This is a genomic window from Achromobacter sp. MUI-25009338, from assembly GCF_057359325.1.
In genome coordinates this window covers 4,603,991-4,621,313 of sequence record NZ_CM170627.1, presented here as the reverse complement: position 1 = coordinate 4,621,313, position 17,323 = coordinate 4,603,991, and the positions used below count along the sequence as shown (strand labels likewise).

Annotated in this window: 18 protein-coding genes; 15 read left to right on the top strand and 3 right to left on the bottom strand. The window is 64.9% G+C overall.

Annotated features, from left to right (window positions below):
- Positions 1 to 31 precede the first annotated feature (31 nt).
- Complete coding sequence (locus AC1IQ6_RS21835; RefSeq protein WP_111826551.1) at positions 32 to 769, top strand: phosphatase PAP2 family protein; 738 nt, start codon at positions 32 to 34, stop codon at positions 767 to 769.
- Here AC1IQ6_RS21835 and AC1IQ6_RS21830 read toward each other — a convergent pair.
- The 3 genes from AC1IQ6_RS21830 to AC1IQ6_RS21820 are packed head-to-tail and all read right to left on the bottom strand — an operon-like array spanning position 717 to position 2,259.
- Positions 717 to 1,208, bottom strand: a complete 492-nt coding sequence (locus tag AC1IQ6_RS21830) for an NAD(P)-binding domain-containing protein (protein ID WP_111826552.1) — start codon at positions 1,206 to 1,208, stop codon at positions 717 to 719. The genes AC1IQ6_RS21835 and AC1IQ6_RS21830 overlap by 53 nt on opposite strands.
- Entirely contained in the window at positions 1,205 to 1,648 is a 444-nt protein-coding gene (locus tag AC1IQ6_RS21825) for a PaaI family thioesterase (RefSeq protein ID WP_111826553.1), read from the bottom strand. The genes AC1IQ6_RS21830 and AC1IQ6_RS21825 overlap by 4 nt, the downstream gene beginning before the upstream one ends.
- Positions 1,645 to 2,259: a TetR/AcrR family transcriptional regulator gene (locus AC1IQ6_RS21820; RefSeq protein WP_111826554.1), complete on the bottom strand. Its 615-nt coding sequence runs from the start codon at positions 2,257 to 2,259 to the stop codon at positions 1,645 to 1,647. The genes AC1IQ6_RS21825 and AC1IQ6_RS21820 overlap by 4 nt, the downstream gene beginning before the upstream one ends.
- A 480-nt stretch (positions 2,260 to 2,739) precedes the next feature.
- Between AC1IQ6_RS21820 and AC1IQ6_RS21815 the strand changes: the two genes are divergently transcribed.
- From AC1IQ6_RS21815 to AC1IQ6_RS21750, 14 genes are all read left to right on the top strand, one after another.
- Positions 2,740 to 3,849: a porin gene (locus AC1IQ6_RS21815; RefSeq protein ID WP_485865284.1), complete on the top strand. Its 1,110-nt coding sequence runs from the start codon at positions 2,740 to 2,742 to the stop codon at positions 3,847 to 3,849.
- Between the two features lie 295 nt (positions 3,850 to 4,144).
- Positions 4,145 to 4,504, top strand: a complete 360-nt coding sequence (locus tag AC1IQ6_RS21810) for an NADH-quinone oxidoreductase subunit A (RefSeq protein ID WP_006217959.1) — start codon at positions 4,145 to 4,147, stop codon at positions 4,502 to 4,504.
- A 39-nt stretch (positions 4,505 to 4,543) separates the two neighbouring features.
- Positions 4,544 to 5,020, top strand: a complete 477-nt coding sequence (locus AC1IQ6_RS21805; RefSeq protein ID WP_006217960.1) for a NuoB/complex I 20 kDa subunit family protein — start codon at positions 4,544 to 4,546, stop codon at positions 5,018 to 5,020.
- 73 nt (positions 5,021 to 5,093) lie between these two features.
- Positions 5,094 to 5,720: an NADH-quinone oxidoreductase subunit C gene (locus AC1IQ6_RS21800; protein ID WP_102774344.1), complete on the top strand. Its 627-nt coding sequence runs from the start codon at positions 5,094 to 5,096 to the stop codon at positions 5,718 to 5,720.
- Between the two features lie 3 nt (positions 5,721 to 5,723).
- The gene (locus tag AC1IQ6_RS21795) at positions 5,724 to 6,980 is read left to right on the top strand and encodes an NADH-quinone oxidoreductase subunit D (protein WP_102774345.1); all 1,257 of its coding nucleotides are present in this window, start codon (positions 5,724 to 5,726) and stop codon (positions 6,978 to 6,980) included.
- A gap of 47 nt (positions 6,981 to 7,027) precedes the next feature.
- Positions 7,028 to 7,522, top strand: a complete 495-nt coding sequence (nuoE, locus tag AC1IQ6_RS21790; protein WP_043543414.1) for an NADH-quinone oxidoreductase subunit NuoE — start codon at positions 7,028 to 7,030, stop codon at positions 7,520 to 7,522.
- A complete protein-coding gene (gene nuoF / locus AC1IQ6_RS21785; protein WP_102774346.1) occupies positions 7,519 to 8,886 on the top strand; it encodes an NADH-quinone oxidoreductase subunit NuoF in 1,368 nt (455 codons plus the stop codon). The genes nuoE and nuoF overlap by 4 nt, the downstream gene beginning before the upstream one ends.
- 15 nt (positions 8,887 to 8,901) lie before the next feature.
- Positions 8,902 to 11,229, top strand: a complete 2,328-nt coding sequence (gene nuoG, locus AC1IQ6_RS21780; RefSeq protein WP_102774347.1) for an NADH-quinone oxidoreductase subunit NuoG — start codon at positions 8,902 to 8,904, stop codon at positions 11,227 to 11,229.
- Positions 11,229 to 12,302 (top strand): NADH-quinone oxidoreductase subunit NuoH, encoded by a 1,074-nt coding sequence (gene nuoH, locus AC1IQ6_RS21775; protein WP_102774348.1) that lies wholly within the window; start codon positions 11,229 to 11,231, stop codon positions 12,300 to 12,302. The genes nuoG and nuoH overlap by 1 nt, the downstream gene beginning before the upstream one ends.
- A gap of 21 nt (positions 12,303 to 12,323) precedes the next feature.
- Entirely contained in the window at positions 12,324 to 12,812 is a 489-nt protein-coding gene (nuoI, locus tag AC1IQ6_RS21770) for an NADH-quinone oxidoreductase subunit NuoI (RefSeq protein ID WP_043543405.1), read from the top strand.
- Between the two features lie 17 nt (positions 12,813 to 12,829).
- Positions 12,830 to 13,480: an NADH-quinone oxidoreductase subunit J gene (locus AC1IQ6_RS21765; protein ID WP_102774349.1), complete on the top strand. Its 651-nt coding sequence runs from the start codon at positions 12,830 to 12,832 to the stop codon at positions 13,478 to 13,480.
- On the top strand, positions 13,477 to 13,785 hold the full coding sequence (gene nuoK / locus AC1IQ6_RS21760; protein ID WP_050448548.1) for an NADH-quinone oxidoreductase subunit NuoK: 309 nt from the start codon (positions 13,477 to 13,479) through the stop codon (positions 13,783 to 13,785). The genes AC1IQ6_RS21765 and nuoK overlap by 4 nt, the downstream gene beginning before the upstream one ends.
- A gap of 17 nt (positions 13,786 to 13,802) precedes the next feature.
- Positions 13,803 to 15,818, top strand: a complete 2,016-nt coding sequence (gene nuoL / locus AC1IQ6_RS21755) for an NADH-quinone oxidoreductase subunit L (protein ID WP_485865283.1) — start codon at positions 13,803 to 13,805, stop codon at positions 15,816 to 15,818.
- A complete protein-coding gene (locus tag AC1IQ6_RS21750) occupies positions 15,815 to 17,317 on the top strand; it encodes an NADH-quinone oxidoreductase subunit M (protein ID WP_102774351.1) in 1,503 nt (500 codons plus the stop codon). The genes nuoL and AC1IQ6_RS21750 overlap by 4 nt, the downstream gene beginning before the upstream one ends.
- Positions 17,318 to 17,323 lie beyond the last annotated feature (6 nt).

The following is a 17,323-nucleotide window of genomic DNA, read 5'->3' as shown; positions in this document are numbered from 1 at the left end:
GCGGCGTGAATTTCCTCATGGACGCTTGCAAATGACCAACGTCTATGCGGCGTGGGTCGCGTCCCATGCCTTGCTATTGTTCATCGCGCTGCCGCTTCTGAGCGGCGCGGCGGCGATGCTGGCCGCGCGCGGCTGGCAGCAGCTGCCGTGCCGCGGCCGCGCGCCGTGTTTCGCGGCGGCCGCCGGCGCTTCGTTCGCCCTGTTCCTGGTCTTCGCCTACGCGGTCGGGCAGCAGGGCGCCGTGGTGGCGTTCGACGAGGCGCTGGCCGGCGCCCTGAGCCTGTCCATGTCGATGTGGCTGCTTTGGCTGCTGTCCTGGTTCACCTACCTGGGCGACCGGAATTTCCTGACAGTGGTGAGCGTGCTGATGACGCTGGGCCTGCTGTGGAACCGGCAGTGGCGGCTGGCCCTGTTCTGCGCGGTCGCCACCGCCGCGGGCGGCGCGCTCAACTGGATGCTCAAGCACAGCTTCGAGCGCGTGCGCCCCGAGCACGGCTACGGCTACATCAACGTGTCGGGCTGGAGTTTCCCCAGCGGCCACGCCTCGGCGGCGATGGCGGTCTACGGCACGGCCTGCTACCTGGTGTGGCGGCTGGCGCCGCCGGCCTGGCGGCTGCCGGCGGTCGCGATCATGGCGGCGCTGGTCATGGCGGTGGGGCTCAGCCGCATCCTGCTGCAGGTCCATTTCGCCAGCGACGTATTCGCCGGCTTCGCGGTCAGCTTCGGCTGGCTGGCGCTGTGCGTGGCGGCGGCGCAGCGCTGGCGCTGAACGCCAGCGCCAGCAGCAGGCGGGCCTCGGCGCTGCCGGGGGCCGCGGCGCCGGGCAGCGGCGCGCAGATATAGCGCCCGCCGGCCTCCACGATCGCCTGGTCCAGCCGGCGCGCGCGTTCGGCCGAGGGCGGCTCCAGGTCCACGATCAGCTTGCCGGCCACCGGCGCGGTGACGTGGCCGTCGCTGAAGCGTTCCAGGGTGCGGTCGATCTCGCGCTCGCGCGGCAGGGCCAGCACGATGGTGTCGGACTCGGCCAGGGCCTCGCGCGCGGAGGTGGCCAGCGTGGCGCTGCCGCGGAAATCCTCGCAGCGGTCGGGCTCGATGTCGTAGAGGGTCAGCGCGATGTCCGGTTCGGCCGCCAGCAGGCGGCGCGCGGCCCGCGTGCCGGTCCTGCCCATGCCGACGATGCTGACGCGCAGGCTGGCGGGCGGGTTCATGGCCTGGGCACCGACCAGGTGCTGACGATATGGGCCAGGGGCTCGTCCGAGCCTTCGCCCGTCAGTATCACTTCGCCGGCCGACAGCCGCCCGACCTTGAGCAGGCGGGCGTCGGCGTAGATCGCGCCGGCGGGACTCTTGCGCAGGAAATTGATGGTCAGGCTGGCGGTGACGGCGTGCGCCTGCCCGGTGGCGCCCACCACCGCCGCATACATGGTCAGGTCGGCCAGGCCCATCAGCATGGGACCGGCCACGATGCCGCCCAGCCGCTGGTGGGCGTCGCGCGCCGGCAGCACGGCGCGCGCGGTGCCGTAGCCGATGCTGATCACGTCGATGCCGAGCAGCATGGAGAACGGATGCTGGTCGGCCAGCAGGATGTGGAAGTCGGCCAGGCTGATGAGCGGGGCCTCGGCGCGGGTGTCCAGGTCGGTTGCGGTCATCGTTGCTCCAGGGCGTTGCAATAGCTGTCCAGCAGCGCGTCGGCGCGCTGGCCCAGGGATTTCAGGCGGTGGGTGTGCTGCAGCAGGAGCAGGCCCATCAGGTAAGTGAAGAGATTCATCTGTTCGACCTCGACCACGGCGGCGTCCCAGGACTTGGTGCGGGCCAGGGCCAAGCCCAGCAGGTCCACGCATTGCCGCAGCCGGGCGTTGAGGCGTTCGTCCATCTCGCGGCCCAGTCCGCGCGGGCCCAGGCCCTGGAACAGGTACATGCCCAGGGAGAAATCGGTGCGGCGCTCGGCGTAGTAGCCATAGAAGGCGTGGATCGCCCGGCGCGCGGCCGTGCGCGCCTCGCCCGTGGCCGCGGCTTCGCTCAGGTGGGCGTGCAGGCGCTGCAGCGAGGCTTCCAGCAGCGCACCGTAAATGGTTTCCTTGCCCGCGAACCAGGGGTAGATGGCGCCGGTGGTGCAGCCGGCCTCGTTGGCGATGGCGCGGATCGTGGTCTTCTCCAGCCCGTCGCGTTCGAACACGCGCTGGGCGGCGTCGAGGATGAGCTGGCGGCGCAGCGCGTTCAGGCTTTCGCTACGGCCGCTGCGGGGGGAAGTGGAGGGCATGGCGCGGGAACCGGTTGTCGATGCGTTCGATCATAGCGGCGATTTTTATTGATAACAATGTTATTGAAAGCCGGGGGACGGAAACGGATCGGCATATGGATTGCAGCCGCCAAACCGATCGCGGCTGAAAGGTTTGTTCCGGCCGGGCGCGCCGGATCGCGGCCGCGCGGCAACGTAGCTCGCGCCAAAAACAGGGCTCCGAAATGCCTCAAAAAATTAGGGGCAGGGCTGAAAGTCGCATGAATAGGGGCTTGGTCAGTTTCATCAGGGTTAGCCCTAGGCCGATCGGCCAGGCCTTGCCGTGATGTTGCAATATCCCAACAAGCCTGTCGCAAACCTGCACTTTTCTGATGCCGGCCGTAGCCAGCCCCCCTGATTTTTGATGCAATAGCGTCAACTTCCCTTCGCGGAGTTAGGGGGGCGGCAGGCTGGTTTGCTGGATTGCTGCTCTTGTCACTCAAATCAACGGAGATTTCTTAAATGAAAAAGACTCTGCTCGCTGCCGCCCTGCTCGCCGGTTTTGCCGGTGTCGCCCAGGCAGAAACGTCTGTCACCCTGTACGGCATCATCGACACGGGTATCGGTTACAACAAGGTCAAGGGTGACGGCTTCGACGGCAGCCGTATCGGCATGATCAACGGCGTGCAGAACGGTTCGCGCTGGGGTCTGCGTGGTTCGGAAGATCTGGGTGACGGCCTGCGCGCTGTTTTCCAACTGGAATCGGGCTTTGACTCGGGCAACGGCAAGTCGGCTCAAGGTGGCCGTCTGTTCGGCCGTCAAGCCACGATCGGTCTGGCCTCCGACAGCTGGGGTCAGCTGGACTTCGGCCGTCAGACCAACATCTCGTCGAAGTACTTCGGTTCGATCGATCCGTTCGGCGCCGGTTTCGGCCAAGCCAACATCGGCATGGGCATGAGCGCCATGAACACGGTTCGCTGGGACAACATGGTCATGTACCAGACCCCGTCCTTCAGCGGCTTCCAGTTCGGCGCTGGCTACTCGTTCAGCGTTGATGACAACGCTGGTGCCGACCGCGTCGGCTTCCGCACCGCCGACAACGTCCGCGGCATCACCACCGGCCTGCGCTATGTCAACGGCCCGCTGAACGTCGCTCTGTCGTACGACCAACTGAACGCCAGCAACAACCAGTCCCAAGCTGCTGTTGACGCCACCCCGCGTTCGTATGGCATCGGCGGTTCGTACGACTTCGAAGTGGTCAAGCTCTCGCTGGCCTACGCTCGCACGACCGACGGCTGGTTCGGCGGCCAAGGCATCAACGGTATCACCTCGGGTGACACCCTGGGCACCAACATCTTCGCTGACGGCTTCAAGGCCAACTCGTACATGGTCGGTCTGTCGGCCCCCATCGGCGGCGCTTCGAAGCTGTTCGGTTCGTGGCAGATGGTTGACCCGTCGAACGACAAGCTGACGGGCGGCGACGACAAGATGAACGTCTTCTCGCTGGGCTACACCTACGACCTGTCCAAGCGCACCAACCTGTACGCCTACGGTTCGTACGCCAAGAACTACGCCTTCATCGACGACGTCAAGTCGACCGCCGTCGGCGTCGGTATCCGTCATCGCTTCTAATCCAACGCAGGGCGCAAGCCCTGCCTGGATTTGAAAAAGTGCGCGAACGGGCTTCGGCCCGTTCGTACGAAAACCACTCTCCGGAGTGGTTTTTTTTCGTTCCGGCGTTGTTTTTCGCCGCCTTGTCGACGGCGCGCAAAGCGCTTGTAGTAAGCTTGTCCGGTCGCTGCGCAAGCCGCGATTGTTCCGGTGAAGAAATGCAGTCTTTCACCCGCTGTTCAGGCTACAGAGTTCAGCCAGAAGTAACCCCGCGAATGCTACAATCCTAAGGTTTGCGCATTTGACGGACGCCTGAATGAACCTGCAACAGTATTTCCCCGTCCTGCTGTTTATCGTAGTGGCCACCCTCATCGGGTTCGCGCTGCTGACGGCCGGCTCCCTCCTTGGTCCGCGGCGTCCGTACGCCGAAAAGCTTTCGCCGTACGAGTGCGGCTTCGAAGCTTTTGAAGACGCCCGCATGAAGTTTGACGTGCGCTACTACCTGGTGGCGATCCTGTTCATTCTTTTCGACCTCGAAATTGCGTTCCTGTTCCCGTGGGCCATCGCCCAGGGCACGGTCGGGCTCGTCGGATTCTGGACGGTCATGGTCTTCCTGGCCGTGCTCACCGTCGGCTTCATCTATGAATGGAAAAAGGGCGCGCTGGACTGGGAATAAGCCCCGGGCTTCCTGTACAGCACGCTATCAGAGACGAATATGGCTATAGACGGCATTCTCAAGCAAGGGTTCATCACAACCAGCGCCGACAAGTTCCTTAACTGGGCGAAGACCGGCTCCATGTGGCCCATGACCTTCGGTCTGGCCTGCTGCGCGGTTGAGATGATGCACGCGGGCGCGGCCCGCTACGACCTGGACCAGTTCGGCATCATTTTCCGGCCCAGCCCGCGCCAGTCCGATCTCATGATCGTGGCCGGCACGCTGTGCAACAAGATGGCGCCGGCGCTGCGCAAGGTCTATGACCAGATGCCCGAGCCGCGCTGGGTGGTCTCGATGGGCTCCTGTGCCAACGGCGGCGGCTACTACCACTATTCGTATTCGGTGGTCCGTGGCTGCGATCGCATCGTACCGGTAGACGTCTACGTGCCGGGCTGTCCGCCTACGGCCGAGGCGCTGGTCTACGGCTTGCTGCAAATGCAGAACAAGATCCGCCTGACCAACACGATTGCGCGCTGAGCCTTCGCCCGCCGGGCGGCAACCCGCCGCCGGCCTCGCGAAACCAGCGTATCGGTTCACCTAAGCGTACAAGATGATGACCAGGCTCGAAACCCTGAAAAACAATTTGCAGACCACCCTCGGCGCCGATATCGCGCTGACCGAGGCGCTGGGCGAGCTGACGCTCGAAGTGCCCGCGCAGCAGTGGTTCTCGGTCTGCAACAAGCTGCGCACCGAAGCCGGCCTGCGCTTTGAAACCTGTATCGACCTCTGCGGCGTCGACTACCTGACCTGGGGCAACGGCACCCGCCAGATGCCCGAGGAAGCCAACGCCAAGGTCCAGCGCGCGCGCTTCGCCGTCGTCGTGCACCTGCTGTCGATCGAGCACAACTGGCGCCTGCGGGTGCGCACCTGGGCCGAGGACGACGAGTTCCCGGTGGTCGCCTCGCTGATCGAGTGCTGGCCGGGCGTGGGCTGGTTCGAGCGCGAAGCCTTCGACCTGTACGGCATCGTCTTCGAAGGCCACCCGGACCTGCGCCGCATCCTTACCGACTACGGCTTCATCGGTCACCCGTTCCGCAAGGACTTCCCGTTGTCCGGCACCGTCGAAATGCGCTACGACCCCGAACAACGCCGCGTCATCTACCAGCCGGTCACGATCGATCCGCGCGAGATCACCCCGCGCGTGGTCCGCGAAGATTCCTACGGCTTGGGGCGTTAAATCATGGCAGAAATCAAGAACTACACGCTCAACTTCGGTCCCCAGCACCCGGCCGCGCACGGCGTGCTGCGCCTGGTGCTCGAGCTCGACGGCGAAGTGATCCAGCGCGCCGACCCGCACATCGGCCTGCTGCACCGCGCCACCGAAAAACTGGCCGAACACAAGACCTACATCCAGGCGCTGCCCTACATGGACCGCCTGGACTACGTGTCCATGATGTGCAACGAGCACGCCTACGTCATGGCCATCGAGAAGCTGCTGGGCATCGAAGCGCCGCTGCGCGCCCAGTACATCCGCGTGATGTTCGACGAAATCACGCGCCTGCTGAACCACCTGATGTCGCTGGGCTCGCACGCCCTGGACGTGGGCGCCATGGCGGTGTTCCTGTACGCCTTCCGCGAGCGCGAAGACCTGATGGACTGCTACGAAGCGGTCTCGGGCGCGCGCATGCACGCGGCCTACTACCGTCCGGGCGGCGTCTACCGCGACCTGCCGGATTCCATGCCGCAGTACGGCGCCACCAGCAAGTACCGCGGCGACAAGGAACTGCGCGCCATGAACGACGCGCGTTCGGGTTCGCTGCTGGACTTCATCGAAGACTTCACCAACCGCTTCCCCGGTTGCGTGGACGAGTACGAAACGCTGCTGACCGACAACCGCATCTGGAAGCAGCGCCTGGTCGGCATCGGCGTGGTCGATCCCGAGCGCGCCAAGGCGCTGGGCTTCACCGGCCCGATGCTGCGCGGTTCGGGCGTGGCCTGGGACCTGCGCAAGATGCAGCCCTACGAGGTCTACGACCTGGTCGATTTCGACATCCCGGTGGGTGTCAACGGCGATTGCTACGACCGCTACCTGGTCCGCGTCGCCGAAATGCGTGAAAGCAACCGCATCATCCGCCAGTGCGTGGAATGGCTGCGCAACAATCCGGGCCCGGTCATGATCGAGAACCACAAGATCGCCCCGCCCAAGCGCACCGCCATGAAGACCAACATGGAAGAGCTGATCCATCACTTCAAGCTCTTCACTGAAGGCTTCCACGTTCCTCCCGGTGAAGCGTATGCCTCGGTGGAACACCCCAAGGGCGAATTCGGCATCTACGCGGTGTCCGACGGCGCCAACAAGCCCTACCGTCTGAAAATTCGGGCGCCGGGCTTTGCCCACCTCCAATCGCTGGATGAAATGTCTCGCGGTCACATGATCGCCGACGCCGTCACCATCATTGGCACGCAGGACATCGTTTTCGGCGAGATCGATCGCTGATCCGCCCAGACAGTCACGAGCACGCCCGCATAACCCGGATTCAAACTATGCTGCTTTCCGAACAGGCCTACCAGAAAATCGACCGAGAACTCGCCAAGTTCCCGGCCGACCAGCGGCAGTCCGCCATCATGGCCTCGCTTGCCATCGCGCAAGAAGAGAAGGGCTGGTTGGCTACCGAAATCATCGAAGATGTGGCCAACTACATCGGCGTCCCGCCCATCGCGGTCCAGGAAGTCGCCACTTTCTACAACATGTTCGACGTCAAGCCCGTCGGCAAGAACAAGATCGCCGTCTGCACGAACCTGCCCTGTGCCTTGCGCGACGGCGAACGCGCCGGCGACTACCTCAAGCGCAAGCTGGGCGTCGACTACCGAGAAACCACCGCCGACGGCCAGTTCACGCTCGTGGAAGGCGAGTGCATGGGCGCTTGCGGCGATTCGCCGGTGCTGATCGTGAACAACAAGCATATGTGCGTGCGCATGACCGAAGAGAAGCTGGACGCGCTGGTCGCGGCCCTCAAGGCGCAAGGAGAGTCGGCATGAACGCGCCCGACCTGTACAAGCAGTTTGCGCAGGGGCTGGACCCCAACCCGCTGAACGACCTGACCAACTCGATGTGCCTGCACGGCCGGCACATCCAGCCGCAGATCCTGGCCGACGTCGACGGCGCCAACTGGCGCCTGGCCGACTACGTCAAGCGCGGCGGCTACGAAGCCCTCAAGAAGATCCTGACCACCGGCATGAAGCCGGAAGACGTGATCGCCGAAGTCAAGGCCTCGGGCCTGCGCGGCCGCGGCGGCGCAGGCTTCCCGACCGGCCTGAAGTGGAGCTTCATGCCGCGCGCCTTCCCCGGCCAGAAGTACCTGGTGTGCAACTCCGACGAAGGCGAGCCGGGCACGTTCAAGGATCGCGACATCCTGCGATTCAACCCGCACATCGTGATCGAAGGCATGGCCATCGCCGCCTACGCCATGGGCATCAGCGCGGGCTACAACTACATCCACGGCGAAATCTTCGAAGTCTACGAGCGCTTCGAGGAAGCGCTGGAGGAGGCGCGCGCCGCCGGCTTCCTGGGCGACAAGATCCTGGGTTCGGATTTCAGCTTCCAGCTGCATGCGTTCCACGGCTATGGCGCCTACATCTGCGGCGAGGAAACCGCGCTGCTGGAATCGCTGGAAGGCAAGAAGGGCCAGCCGCGCTTCAAGCCGCCGTTCCCCGCCAGCTTCGGCCTGTACGGCAAGCCCACCACGATCAACAACACCGAGACGTTCGCGGCCGTGCCGTGGATCATCCGCAACGGCGGCCAGGCCTACCTGGAAGTCGGCAAGCCGAACAACGGCGGCACCAAGCTGTTCTCGATCACCGGCGACGTCGAGCGTCCCGGCAACTACGAGATCCCGCTGGGCACCCCGTTCTCGACCCTGCTGGAACTGGCCGGCGGCATGCGCGGCGGCAAGAAGCTCAAGGCCGTGATTCCCGGCGGCTCCAGCGCCCCGGTGCTGCCCGCCGACATCATGATGGAATGCACGATGGACTATGACTCCATCGCCAAGGCGGGCTCGATGCTGGGCTCGGGCGCGGTGATCGTCATGGACGAGACGCGCTGCATGGTGAAGTCGCTCATGCGCCTGTCGTATTTCTATTTCGAGGAAAGCTGCGGCCAGTGCACGCCGTGCCGCGAAGGCACCGGCTGGCTTTACCGCATGGTGCATCGCATCGAAAACGGCCAGGGCCGTCCGGAGGACCTGGACCTGCTCGACAGCGTGGCCGGCAACATCATGGGCCGCACCATCTGCGCCCTGGGCGACGCCGCGGCCATGCCCGTGCGTGGCTTCCTCAAGCATTTTCGCGACGAATTCGCGCACCACATCGAGCACAAGTCTTGTGTGGTCCCGCAATATCTGTAGGTCTCAGGAACAGCAATGGTTGAACTAACCGTCGACGGCAACAAGGTCGAAGTGCCCGAAGGCAGCATGGTCATGCATGCCGCCCAGAAGATCGGGCTTTACGTGCCGCATTTCTGCTACCACAAGAAACTGTCCATCGCGGCCAACTGCCGCATGTGCCTGGTTGAAGTGGAAAAGGCGCCCAAGGCGCTGCCCGCCTGCGCCACGCCCGTAACCAACGGCATGGTCGTCCACACCTGCTCTGAAAAGGCGCGCGCCGCCCAGAAGTCGGTGATGGAATTCCTGCTCATCAATCACCCGCTCGACTGCCCGATCTGCGATCAGGGCGGCGAATGCCAGCTGCAGGACCTGGCCGTGGGCTACGGCGCCTCCTCCTCGCGCTACAACGAGGAAAAGCGCGTGGTCTTCCACAAGGACCTGGGCCCGCTGGTTTCCGCCGAGGAAATGAGCCGCTGCATCCACTGCACCCGCTGCGTGCGCTTCGGCCAGGAAATCGCCGGCATCATGGAGCTGGGCATGCTCAACCGCGGCGAGCACTCCGAGATCACGACCTTCGTCGGCCGTTCGATCGAGTCCGAGCTCTCCGGCAACATGATCGACATCTGTCCGGTGGGCGCGCTGACCTCCAAGCCGTTCCGCTACAGCGCCCGTACCTGGGAGCTGGCGCGCCGCCGTTCGGTCAGCCCGCACGACAGCCTGGGCGCCAACCTGGTGATCCAGGTCAAGGGCGACCGCGTCATGCGCGTGGTGCCGTTCGAAGACGAAGCCATCAACGAATGCTGGATCTCCGACCGCGACCGCTTCTCGTATGAAGGCCTGAACAGCGAAGACCGCCTGTCGGCCCCGATGATCAAGGGCACCGACGGCAAGTGGCAGGAAGCCTCCTGGTCCGACGCGCTGGCCGCCGTGGCCCAGGGCCTGTCGCGGGTGCGCGACAGCTTCGGCGCCGGTCAGATCGGCGCGCTGGCCTCGGAATACGCCACCACCGAAGAATACGCGCTGCTGGGCCGCCTGGTCCGCGCGCTGGGTTCGGAAAACATCGACTTCCGCCTGCGCCAGACCGACGCGGCCTTCGACGCCGCCCTGACGGGCGCGCCGTGGCTGGGCATGCCGATCGCCGAACTCGACAACCTGGACCGCGTCCTGGTCGTGGGCTCGTTCCTGCGCAAGGACCACCCGCTGATGGCGCAGCGCCTGCGCCAGGCCGCCAAGCGCGGCACGCAGATCCTGATGCTCGACAGCGCCGCCGACGATCCGCTGATGCCGGTCGCCGCCCGCGTCACCGTGGCCCCGTCCGAACTGGCGCGCGCGCTGGCCGAAGTGGCCGTCGCGCTGGCCCAGGCCAAGGAACAGGCCGTGCCGGCCGAGTTCGCCTCGGTCGTCCCGGGCGACAATGCGAAGGCCATCGCCGCCAGCCTGGCGTCCGGTTCCAACACCGCGGTCCTGATGGGCAACCTGGCCGTGGCCAGCCCGCAGGCCTCGACCCTGGCGGCCAACGGCCGCGCCGTGGCCGACCTGGCCGGCGGCAAGTTCGGCTTCCTGACCTCCGGCGGCAACACCGTCGGCGGCTACCTGGCCGGCGCGATTCCGGGCAAGGGCGGCAAGAACGCCGCCGCCATGCTGGCCGAGCCGCTCAAGGCCTACGTGGTGCTGCACGCCGAGCCGCTGCTCGACGCCGACAACGGCCAGCAGGCGCTGGCCGCGCTGCGCGGCGCGCAGTTCGCCGTGGCCCTGACGCCTTACCGTTCGGCCGCCGCCGAATGGGCCGACGTCATGCTGCCGGTCTCGCCCTTCACCGAAACCTCGGGCACCTTCGTCAACGCGCAAGGCCTGGCCCAGAGCTTCAAGGGCACGGTCGCGCCGTTCGGCCAGACCCGTCCGGGCTGGAAGGTCCTGCGGGTGCTGGGCAACGTGCTGCACCTGGCCGGCTTCGACGACGAGACCTCCGAGTCCGTGCGCGACGCCGTGCTGGCCGGCGGCGTCGAAGGCCGCCTGTCCAACGACATCAAGGCGCCGCTGGGCCTGGGCCAGGCGGCAGCCGGCCTGGAGCGCGTCGCCGACGTGCCGATCTACCGCAGCGACGCCATGGTGCGCCGTTCCGAGCCGCTGCAGGCGGCTCCGGCCTCGAAGAAGCCGGCCGCCGCCATGAACGGCCGCACGCTCACCAGCCTGGGCCTGACGGCCGGGGCCAAGGTGCGCGTGTCGGGCGGGCAGGGCGCCGTCGAACTCGAAACCGTGCAGGACGATGCCGTGGCCGACCGCGCCGTGCGCATTTCGGCTGCCTTTGAAAACACCGCGGCCCTGGGTGGCGCATTCGGTCAAATCAGCGTGGAGCGTGCCTGATGGAATGGCTTAATGTTCTTGAGAGCCAGGGTACGGCATTGCTGGGCCCGACGGTCTGGATGGTCCTCTGGACCCTCATCAAGATTGTGATCATCGCGGTGCCCATCATCCTGTGCGTGGCCTACCTCACGTACTGGGAACGCAAGATGATCGGCGCCATGCACGTGCGCATGGGTCCGAACCGCGTCGGCATCAAGGGGCTGCTGCAGCCGTTCGCCGACGTGTTCAAGCTGCTGACCAAGGAAGTGGTGGTTCCGTCGCAGGCCAACAAGGTGCTGTTCGTCGTGGCCCCGGTGGTCACGCTGATGCCGGCCCTGGCCGCCTGGGCGGTGGTGCCGTTCGGTCCCGACGTGGTGCTGGCCAACGTCAACGCCGGCCTGCTGTACATCATGGCCATCACGTCCATCGGCGTGTACGGCGTGATCGTCGCCGGCTGGGCGTCGAACTCCAAGTACGCGTTCCTGGGCGCGCTGCGCGCCTCGGCGCAGATGCTGTCGTACGAACTGGCCATCGGCTTCGTGCTGGTGACGGTGCTGCTGGTCTCGGGCAGCCTCAACATGTCGGAAATCGTGCACGTGCAGAACCGCGGCTGGTTCGCCGACAAGGGCCTGACGTTCCTGTCCTGGAACTGGCTGCCGCTGTTGCCGCTGTTCGTGGTCTACGTGATTTCGGCCGTGGCCGAAACCAACCGCCACCCGTTCGACGTGGTCGAAGGCGAATCCGAAATCGTGGCCGGCCACATGGTCGAATATTCGGGCATGGCGTTCGCGCTGTTCTTCCTGGGCGAATACGCCAACATGATCCTGCTGTCCTGCATGGCCTCGATCATGTTCCTGGGCGGCTGGGCCTCCCCGATCGACATCGCGCCGCTGACCTGGATTCCGGGTTGGATCTGGCTGGGTATCAAGACGTTCGTCGTGGTCTCGTTGTTCGTGTGGTTCCGCGCGACTTTCCCGCGCTACCGCTACGACCAGATCATGCGTTTGGGTTGGAAAATCTTCATCCCGCTGACCGGCGTGTGGCTGGTCTTGGTGGCGATCTGGATGCAGACGCCCTGGAACATTTGGCGCTAAGCCGCCAGGCAGAGGCAGGATATGGAAGCGATCAAGGATTTCTTCGGCAGCCTGATGCTGACCGAATTGCTCAAGGGCATGCGCCTGACGGGCAAGTATTTCTTCAAGCGCAAGGTGACCTTGCGCTACCCCCAGGAAAAGACGCCCGCGTCGGCGCGTTTCCGTGGCCTGCACGCGCTGCGCCGCTACCCCAACGGGGAAGAGCGCTGCATCGCGTGCAAGCTGTGCGAAGCCGTGTGCCCGGCCCTGGCGATCACCATCGAGTCGGACCAGCGCGACGACGGCACCCGCCGCACCACGCGCTACGACATCGACCTCACCAAGTGCATTTTCTGCGGCTTCTGTGAGGAAAGCTGCCCGGTGGACTCCATCGTGGAAACGCATATCCACGAATACCACGGCGAAAAGCGCGGCGACCTGTATTTCACCAAAGACATGCTGCTCGCCGTGGGCGACCGCTACGAAGCCGAAATCGCCCAACGCCGGGCCGAAGACGCTCCCTATCGTTGAAGCCCAGGGTCTGATCCATGACTTTTACCACTGTCCTGTTTTACATACTGGCCGCCGTGCTGGTGATCGCGGCCTTCCGCGTGATCACCGCGCGCAGCCCGGTCACCGCCGTCCTGCACCTGATCCTGGCGTTCGCCAACGCGGCCATGCTGTGGATGCTGCTCGGCGCCGAGTTCCTCGCGCTGCTGCTGGTGCTGGTGTACGTGGGCGCCGTGATGGTGCTCTTCCTCTTCGTCGTGATGATGCTGGACATCCGCATGGATGCGCTGCGCCAGGGCATGAAGACCTACCTGCCCCTGGGGCTGGTGATCGGCCTGGTGCTGGTGCTCGAGATGTCCTTCGTGCTGGGCTCGACCTGGTACGGCGCGGGCCCGCAGGCCCCGGTCGCCGGCGACTACAACAACGCCCGCGCGCTGGGCGAGGCCATGTACACCCAGTACATCTACGCCGTTGAAGTCGGCGCCGCGCTGCTGCTGGTCGGCATGGTCGCCGCCATCGCGCTGACCCTGCGCCGCCGCCGCGACGTCAAGTACAACGACCCCGTCGCCGCCGTGCGCGTGCGCGCCAAGGACCGTTTCCGCCTGGTGAGCATGCAGCCCCAGAGCGAACGCGCCCAGTCGCAGATCGGTGCCTCGTCCGCCGCCGCGCCCCAAGGAGAACAAAAATGACGCTGACGCTGGCCCATTACCTGATCCTGGGGGCGGTGCTGTTCGCCATCGGGATCTTCGGCATCTTCCTGAACCGCCGCAACCTGATCATCCTGCTGATGTCCATCGAGCTCGTGCTGCTGGCCGTCAACATGAACTTCGTGGCGTTCTCCAGCTGGTTCGGCGACACCGCCGGCCAGGTGTTCGTGTTCTTCATCCTGACCGTGGCCGCCGCCGAAGCGGCGATCGGCCTGGCCATCCTGGTGCTGCTGTTCCGCAACCTGAACACGATCAACGTTGACGAACTCGATCGCCTGAAGGGCTGACGGGGTATTGGAAGAAAATGTCTAGCTCACCCAATCTCTACTTGCTCATCGCGCTGGCCCCGCTGGCCGGAGCGATTCTCGCGGGCCTCTTCGGCACCGGCTTCCTGGGCCGTCCCATCGGCCGCCGCGCTTCGCACGTGATCACCATCCTGGGCGTGCTCGTCTCCACCATCGGTTCGGTGGTGGTGCTGAACGACGTGCTCAACGGCCTGCGCTTCGACGGCGCGGTCTACACCTGGAGCCTGATCGGCCAGACCAAGCTGGAAATCGGCTTCCTGATCGATCCGCTGTCGGCCATGATGATGGTCGTGGTCACCTCCGTGTCGCTGATGGTGCACATCTACACCATCGGCTACATGGCCGACGATCCCGGCTACCAGCGCTTCTTCTCGTACATCTCGCTGTTCACGTTCTCCATGCTGATGCTGGTGATGTCGAACAACATGGTGCAGCTGTTCTTCGGCTGGGAGGCGGTGGGCCTGGTGTCCTACCTGCTGATCGGCTTCTGGTACACGCGCCCGACGGCGATCTTCGCCAACATGAAGGCGTTCCTGATCAACCGCGTCGGCGACTTCGGCTTCGTGCTGGGCATCGGCCTGCTGTTCGCCTACGCCGGCACCATGCAGTACGCCGAAGTGTTCGCCCAGGCCGACAAGCTGGCCGCCCTGACGCTGCCCGGTTCCGACTGGATGCTGCTGACCGTGGCCTGCATCTGCCTGTTCATCGGCGCCATGGGTAAATCGGCTCAGGTTCCGCTGCACGCCTGGCTGCCCGACTCGATGGAAGGCCCGACCCCGATCTCCGCGCTGATCCACGCCGCCACCATGGTGACGGCCGGCATCTTCATGGTCGCGCGCTTCTCGCCGCTGTTCGAGCTGTCCGACACCGCGCTGTCCTTCATCATCGTGATCGGCGCCATCGGCGCGCTGTTCCTGGGCATCCTGGGCATCATCCAGAACGACATCAAGCGCGTGGTGGCCTACTCCACGCTGTCGCAGCTGGGCTACATGACCGTCGCGCTGGGCGCCTCGGCCTACTCGGTGGCGATCTTCCACCTGATGACCCACGCCTTCTTCAAGGCGCTGCTGTTCCTGGGCGCGGGCTCGGTCATCATCGGCATGCACCACGACCAGGACATCCGCAACATGGGCGGCCTGCGCAAGTACATGCCCATCACCTGGATCACCTTCCTGCTGGGCACGCTGGCCCTGGTCGGCACCCCGTTCTTCTCGGGCTTCTACTCGAAGGAACACATCATCGAGGCGGCCGGCGCCGCCAACGTGTGGGGCGCGAACTTCGCCTACTACGCCACGCTGATCGGCGTGTTCGTGACTTCGCTGTACTCGTTCCGCGTGTACTTCCTGGTCTTCCACGGCAAGGAACGCTTCGACACCTCCGACCACGGCCACGGCCACGATGCGCACGGCCACGACGACCACGGCCACCACGGCGGCAAGCCGCATGAGTCGCCCTGGGTGGTCACGCTGCCGCTGGTGCTGCTGGCGATCCCGTCGGTGCTGATCGGCGCCTGGGTGGTCGACCCGATGCTGTTCGGCAAGTTCTTCGACGGCGTCATCAAGGTCCTGCCGCAGCATCCCGCCATGCACGAGCTGCATGAAGAATGGCACGGCTGGGTGGCCTTCGGCCTGCACGCCTTCCAGACGGTTCCGTTCTGGCTGGTCGTGGCCGGCGCGGTCATCGCCTGGTACTGCTACCTGATCAATCCCAAGGTTCCGGCCAAGATCCAGTCCAGCCTGTCGGGCATCAACAAGCTGCTCGAAAACAAGTACTACGTCGACTGGATCAATGAACAGATCATCGCCCGCGGCGCGCGCTGCCTGGGCCGTGGCCTGTGGCAGACCGGCGACCGCGGCATCATCGACGGCCTGCTGATCAACGGCAGCGCCCGTGTGGTGGGCTGGGTGGCAGCGATCAGCCGCCACCTGCAGTCCGGCTTCATCTATCACTACGCGTTCGCGATGATCATCGGCATCATGGCGCTGGTGACTTTCTTTGTGCTGATTCCCCAATGATGGCAAGCGAGATGGCATCCAACACTTTTCCCTGGCTCACGCTTGCGATCTTTGTTCCGATCGTATTCGGCCTGCTGGTGCTGGCGGTTGGCCGTGACGACCGCCCCGGCCTGACGCGCGGCCTGTCGCTGATCGGCTCGATCGCGGGTTTCCTGGTCACGATTCCGCTCTACACCGGGTTCGACTCCTCCACGGCCGCCATGCAGTTCGTGGAGAAGACCTCCTGGATCGAGGCCTTCAACGTCAACTACCACCTGGGCATCGACGGCATCTCGATGTGGTTCGTGCTCCTGACCGCCTTCATCACCATCATCGTGGTGCTGGCCGGCTGGGAAGTCATCACCAGCCGCGTCGCCCAGTACATGGCCGCCTTCCTGATCCTGTCGGGTCTGATGGTGGGCGTGTTCGCGGCGGTCGACGGCATGCTGTTCTACGTGTTCTTCGAAGCCACGCTGATCCCGATGTACATCATCATCGGCGTCTGGGGCGGCCCGAACCGCGTGTACGCGGCGTTCAAGTTCTTCCTGTACACGCTGATGGGCTCGCTGCTGACCCTGATCGCGTTCATCTACCTGTGGAACGCCTCGGGCGGCTCGTTCGACATCCTGACCTGGCAGCAGACCAAGCTGGGCTACACCCCGCAGATCCTGATCTTCGTGGCGCTGCTGGCGGCCTTCGCCGTCAAGGTGCCGATGTGGCCGGTCCACACCTGGCTGCCGGACGCCCACGTCGAGGCGCCCACGGGCGGCTCCATCGTGCTGGCCGCGATCATGCTGAAGCTGGGCGCCTACGGTTTCCTGCGCTTCTCGCTGCCGATCGCCCCTGACGCCTCGCACAGCCTGGCCGGCCTGATGATCACGCTGTCGCTGATCGCCGTGATCTACATCGGCCTGGTCGCCATCGTGCAGGACGACATGAAGAAGCTGGTGGCCTATTCGTCGGTCGCCCACATGGGCTTCGTGACGCTGGGCTTCTTCATCTTCAACACGGCCGGCGTCGAAGGCGCCATCGTGCAGATGATCTCCCACGGTTTCGTGTCGGGCGCCATGTTCATGTGCATCGGCGTGCTCTACGACCGCATGCACTCGCGCCAGATCGCCGACTACGGCGGCGTGGTCAACGTGATGCCGCGCTTCGCCACGTTCTTCATCCTGTTCTCGATGGCCAACAGCGGCCTGCCCGCCACCAGCGGTTTCGTCGGCGAATTCATGGTCATCATGGGCGCGGTCGAGCACAACTTCTGGATCGGCCTGCTGGCGGCGACCGCCCTGATCCTGGGCGCCTCGTATTCGCTGTGGATGGTCAAGCGCGTGGTCCTGGGCGACGTCGCCAACGACCATGTGCGCGAGCTGACCGATATCAACCGCCGCGAGTTCGTGATTCTTGGCGTGATGGCGATCGCCGTGTTGTACATGGGGATCTATCCCAAGCCCTTCACCGACGTGATGCACGTTTCGGTGGAGGCCCTGCTGCAACACGTTGCCGTCTCGAAACTGTAAGACAAG

Coding starts and splice junctions, on each gene's coding strand:
- AC1IQ6_RS21835 (WP_111826551.1), top strand. CDS start 32: ATGACCAACGTCTATGCGGCGTGGGTCGCGTCCCATGCCTTGCTATTG.
- AC1IQ6_RS21830 (WP_111826552.1), bottom strand. CDS start 1,208: ATGAACCCGCCCGCCAGCCTGCGCGTCAGCATCGTCGGCATGGGCAGG.
- AC1IQ6_RS21825 (WP_111826553.1), bottom strand. CDS start 1,648: ATGACCGCAACCGACCTGGACACCCGCGCCGAGGCCCCGCTCATCAGC.
- AC1IQ6_RS21820 (WP_111826554.1), bottom strand. CDS start 2,259: ATGCCCTCCACTTCCCCCCGCAGCGGCCGTAGCGAAAGCCTGAACGCG.
- AC1IQ6_RS21815 (WP_485865284.1), top strand. CDS start 2,740: ATGAAAAAGACTCTGCTCGCTGCCGCCCTGCTCGCCGGTTTTGCCGGT.
- AC1IQ6_RS21810 (WP_006217959.1), top strand. CDS start 4,145: ATGAACCTGCAACAGTATTTCCCCGTCCTGCTGTTTATCGTAGTGGCC.
- AC1IQ6_RS21805 (WP_006217960.1), top strand. CDS start 4,544: ATGGCTATAGACGGCATTCTCAAGCAAGGGTTCATCACAACCAGCGCC.
- AC1IQ6_RS21800 (WP_102774344.1), top strand. CDS start 5,094: ATGATGACCAGGCTCGAAACCCTGAAAAACAATTTGCAGACCACCCTC.
- AC1IQ6_RS21795 (WP_102774345.1), top strand. CDS start 5,724: ATGGCAGAAATCAAGAACTACACGCTCAACTTCGGTCCCCAGCACCCG.
- nuoE (WP_043543414.1), top strand. CDS start 7,028: ATGCTGCTTTCCGAACAGGCCTACCAGAAAATCGACCGAGAACTCGCC.
- nuoF (WP_102774346.1), top strand. CDS start 7,519: ATGAACGCGCCCGACCTGTACAAGCAGTTTGCGCAGGGGCTGGACCCC.
- nuoG (WP_102774347.1), top strand. CDS start 8,902: ATGGTTGAACTAACCGTCGACGGCAACAAGGTCGAAGTGCCCGAAGGC.
- nuoH (WP_102774348.1), top strand. CDS start 11,229: ATGGAATGGCTTAATGTTCTTGAGAGCCAGGGTACGGCATTGCTGGGC.
- nuoI (WP_043543405.1), top strand. CDS start 12,324: ATGGAAGCGATCAAGGATTTCTTCGGCAGCCTGATGCTGACCGAATTG.
- AC1IQ6_RS21765 (WP_102774349.1), top strand. CDS start 12,830: ATGACTTTTACCACTGTCCTGTTTTACATACTGGCCGCCGTGCTGGTG.
- nuoK (WP_050448548.1), top strand. CDS start 13,477: ATGACGCTGACGCTGGCCCATTACCTGATCCTGGGGGCGGTGCTGTTC.
- nuoL (WP_485865283.1), top strand. CDS start 13,803: ATGTCTAGCTCACCCAATCTCTACTTGCTCATCGCGCTGGCCCCGCTG.
- AC1IQ6_RS21750 (WP_102774351.1), top strand. CDS start 15,815: ATGATGGCAAGCGAGATGGCATCCAACACTTTTCCCTGGCTCACGCTT.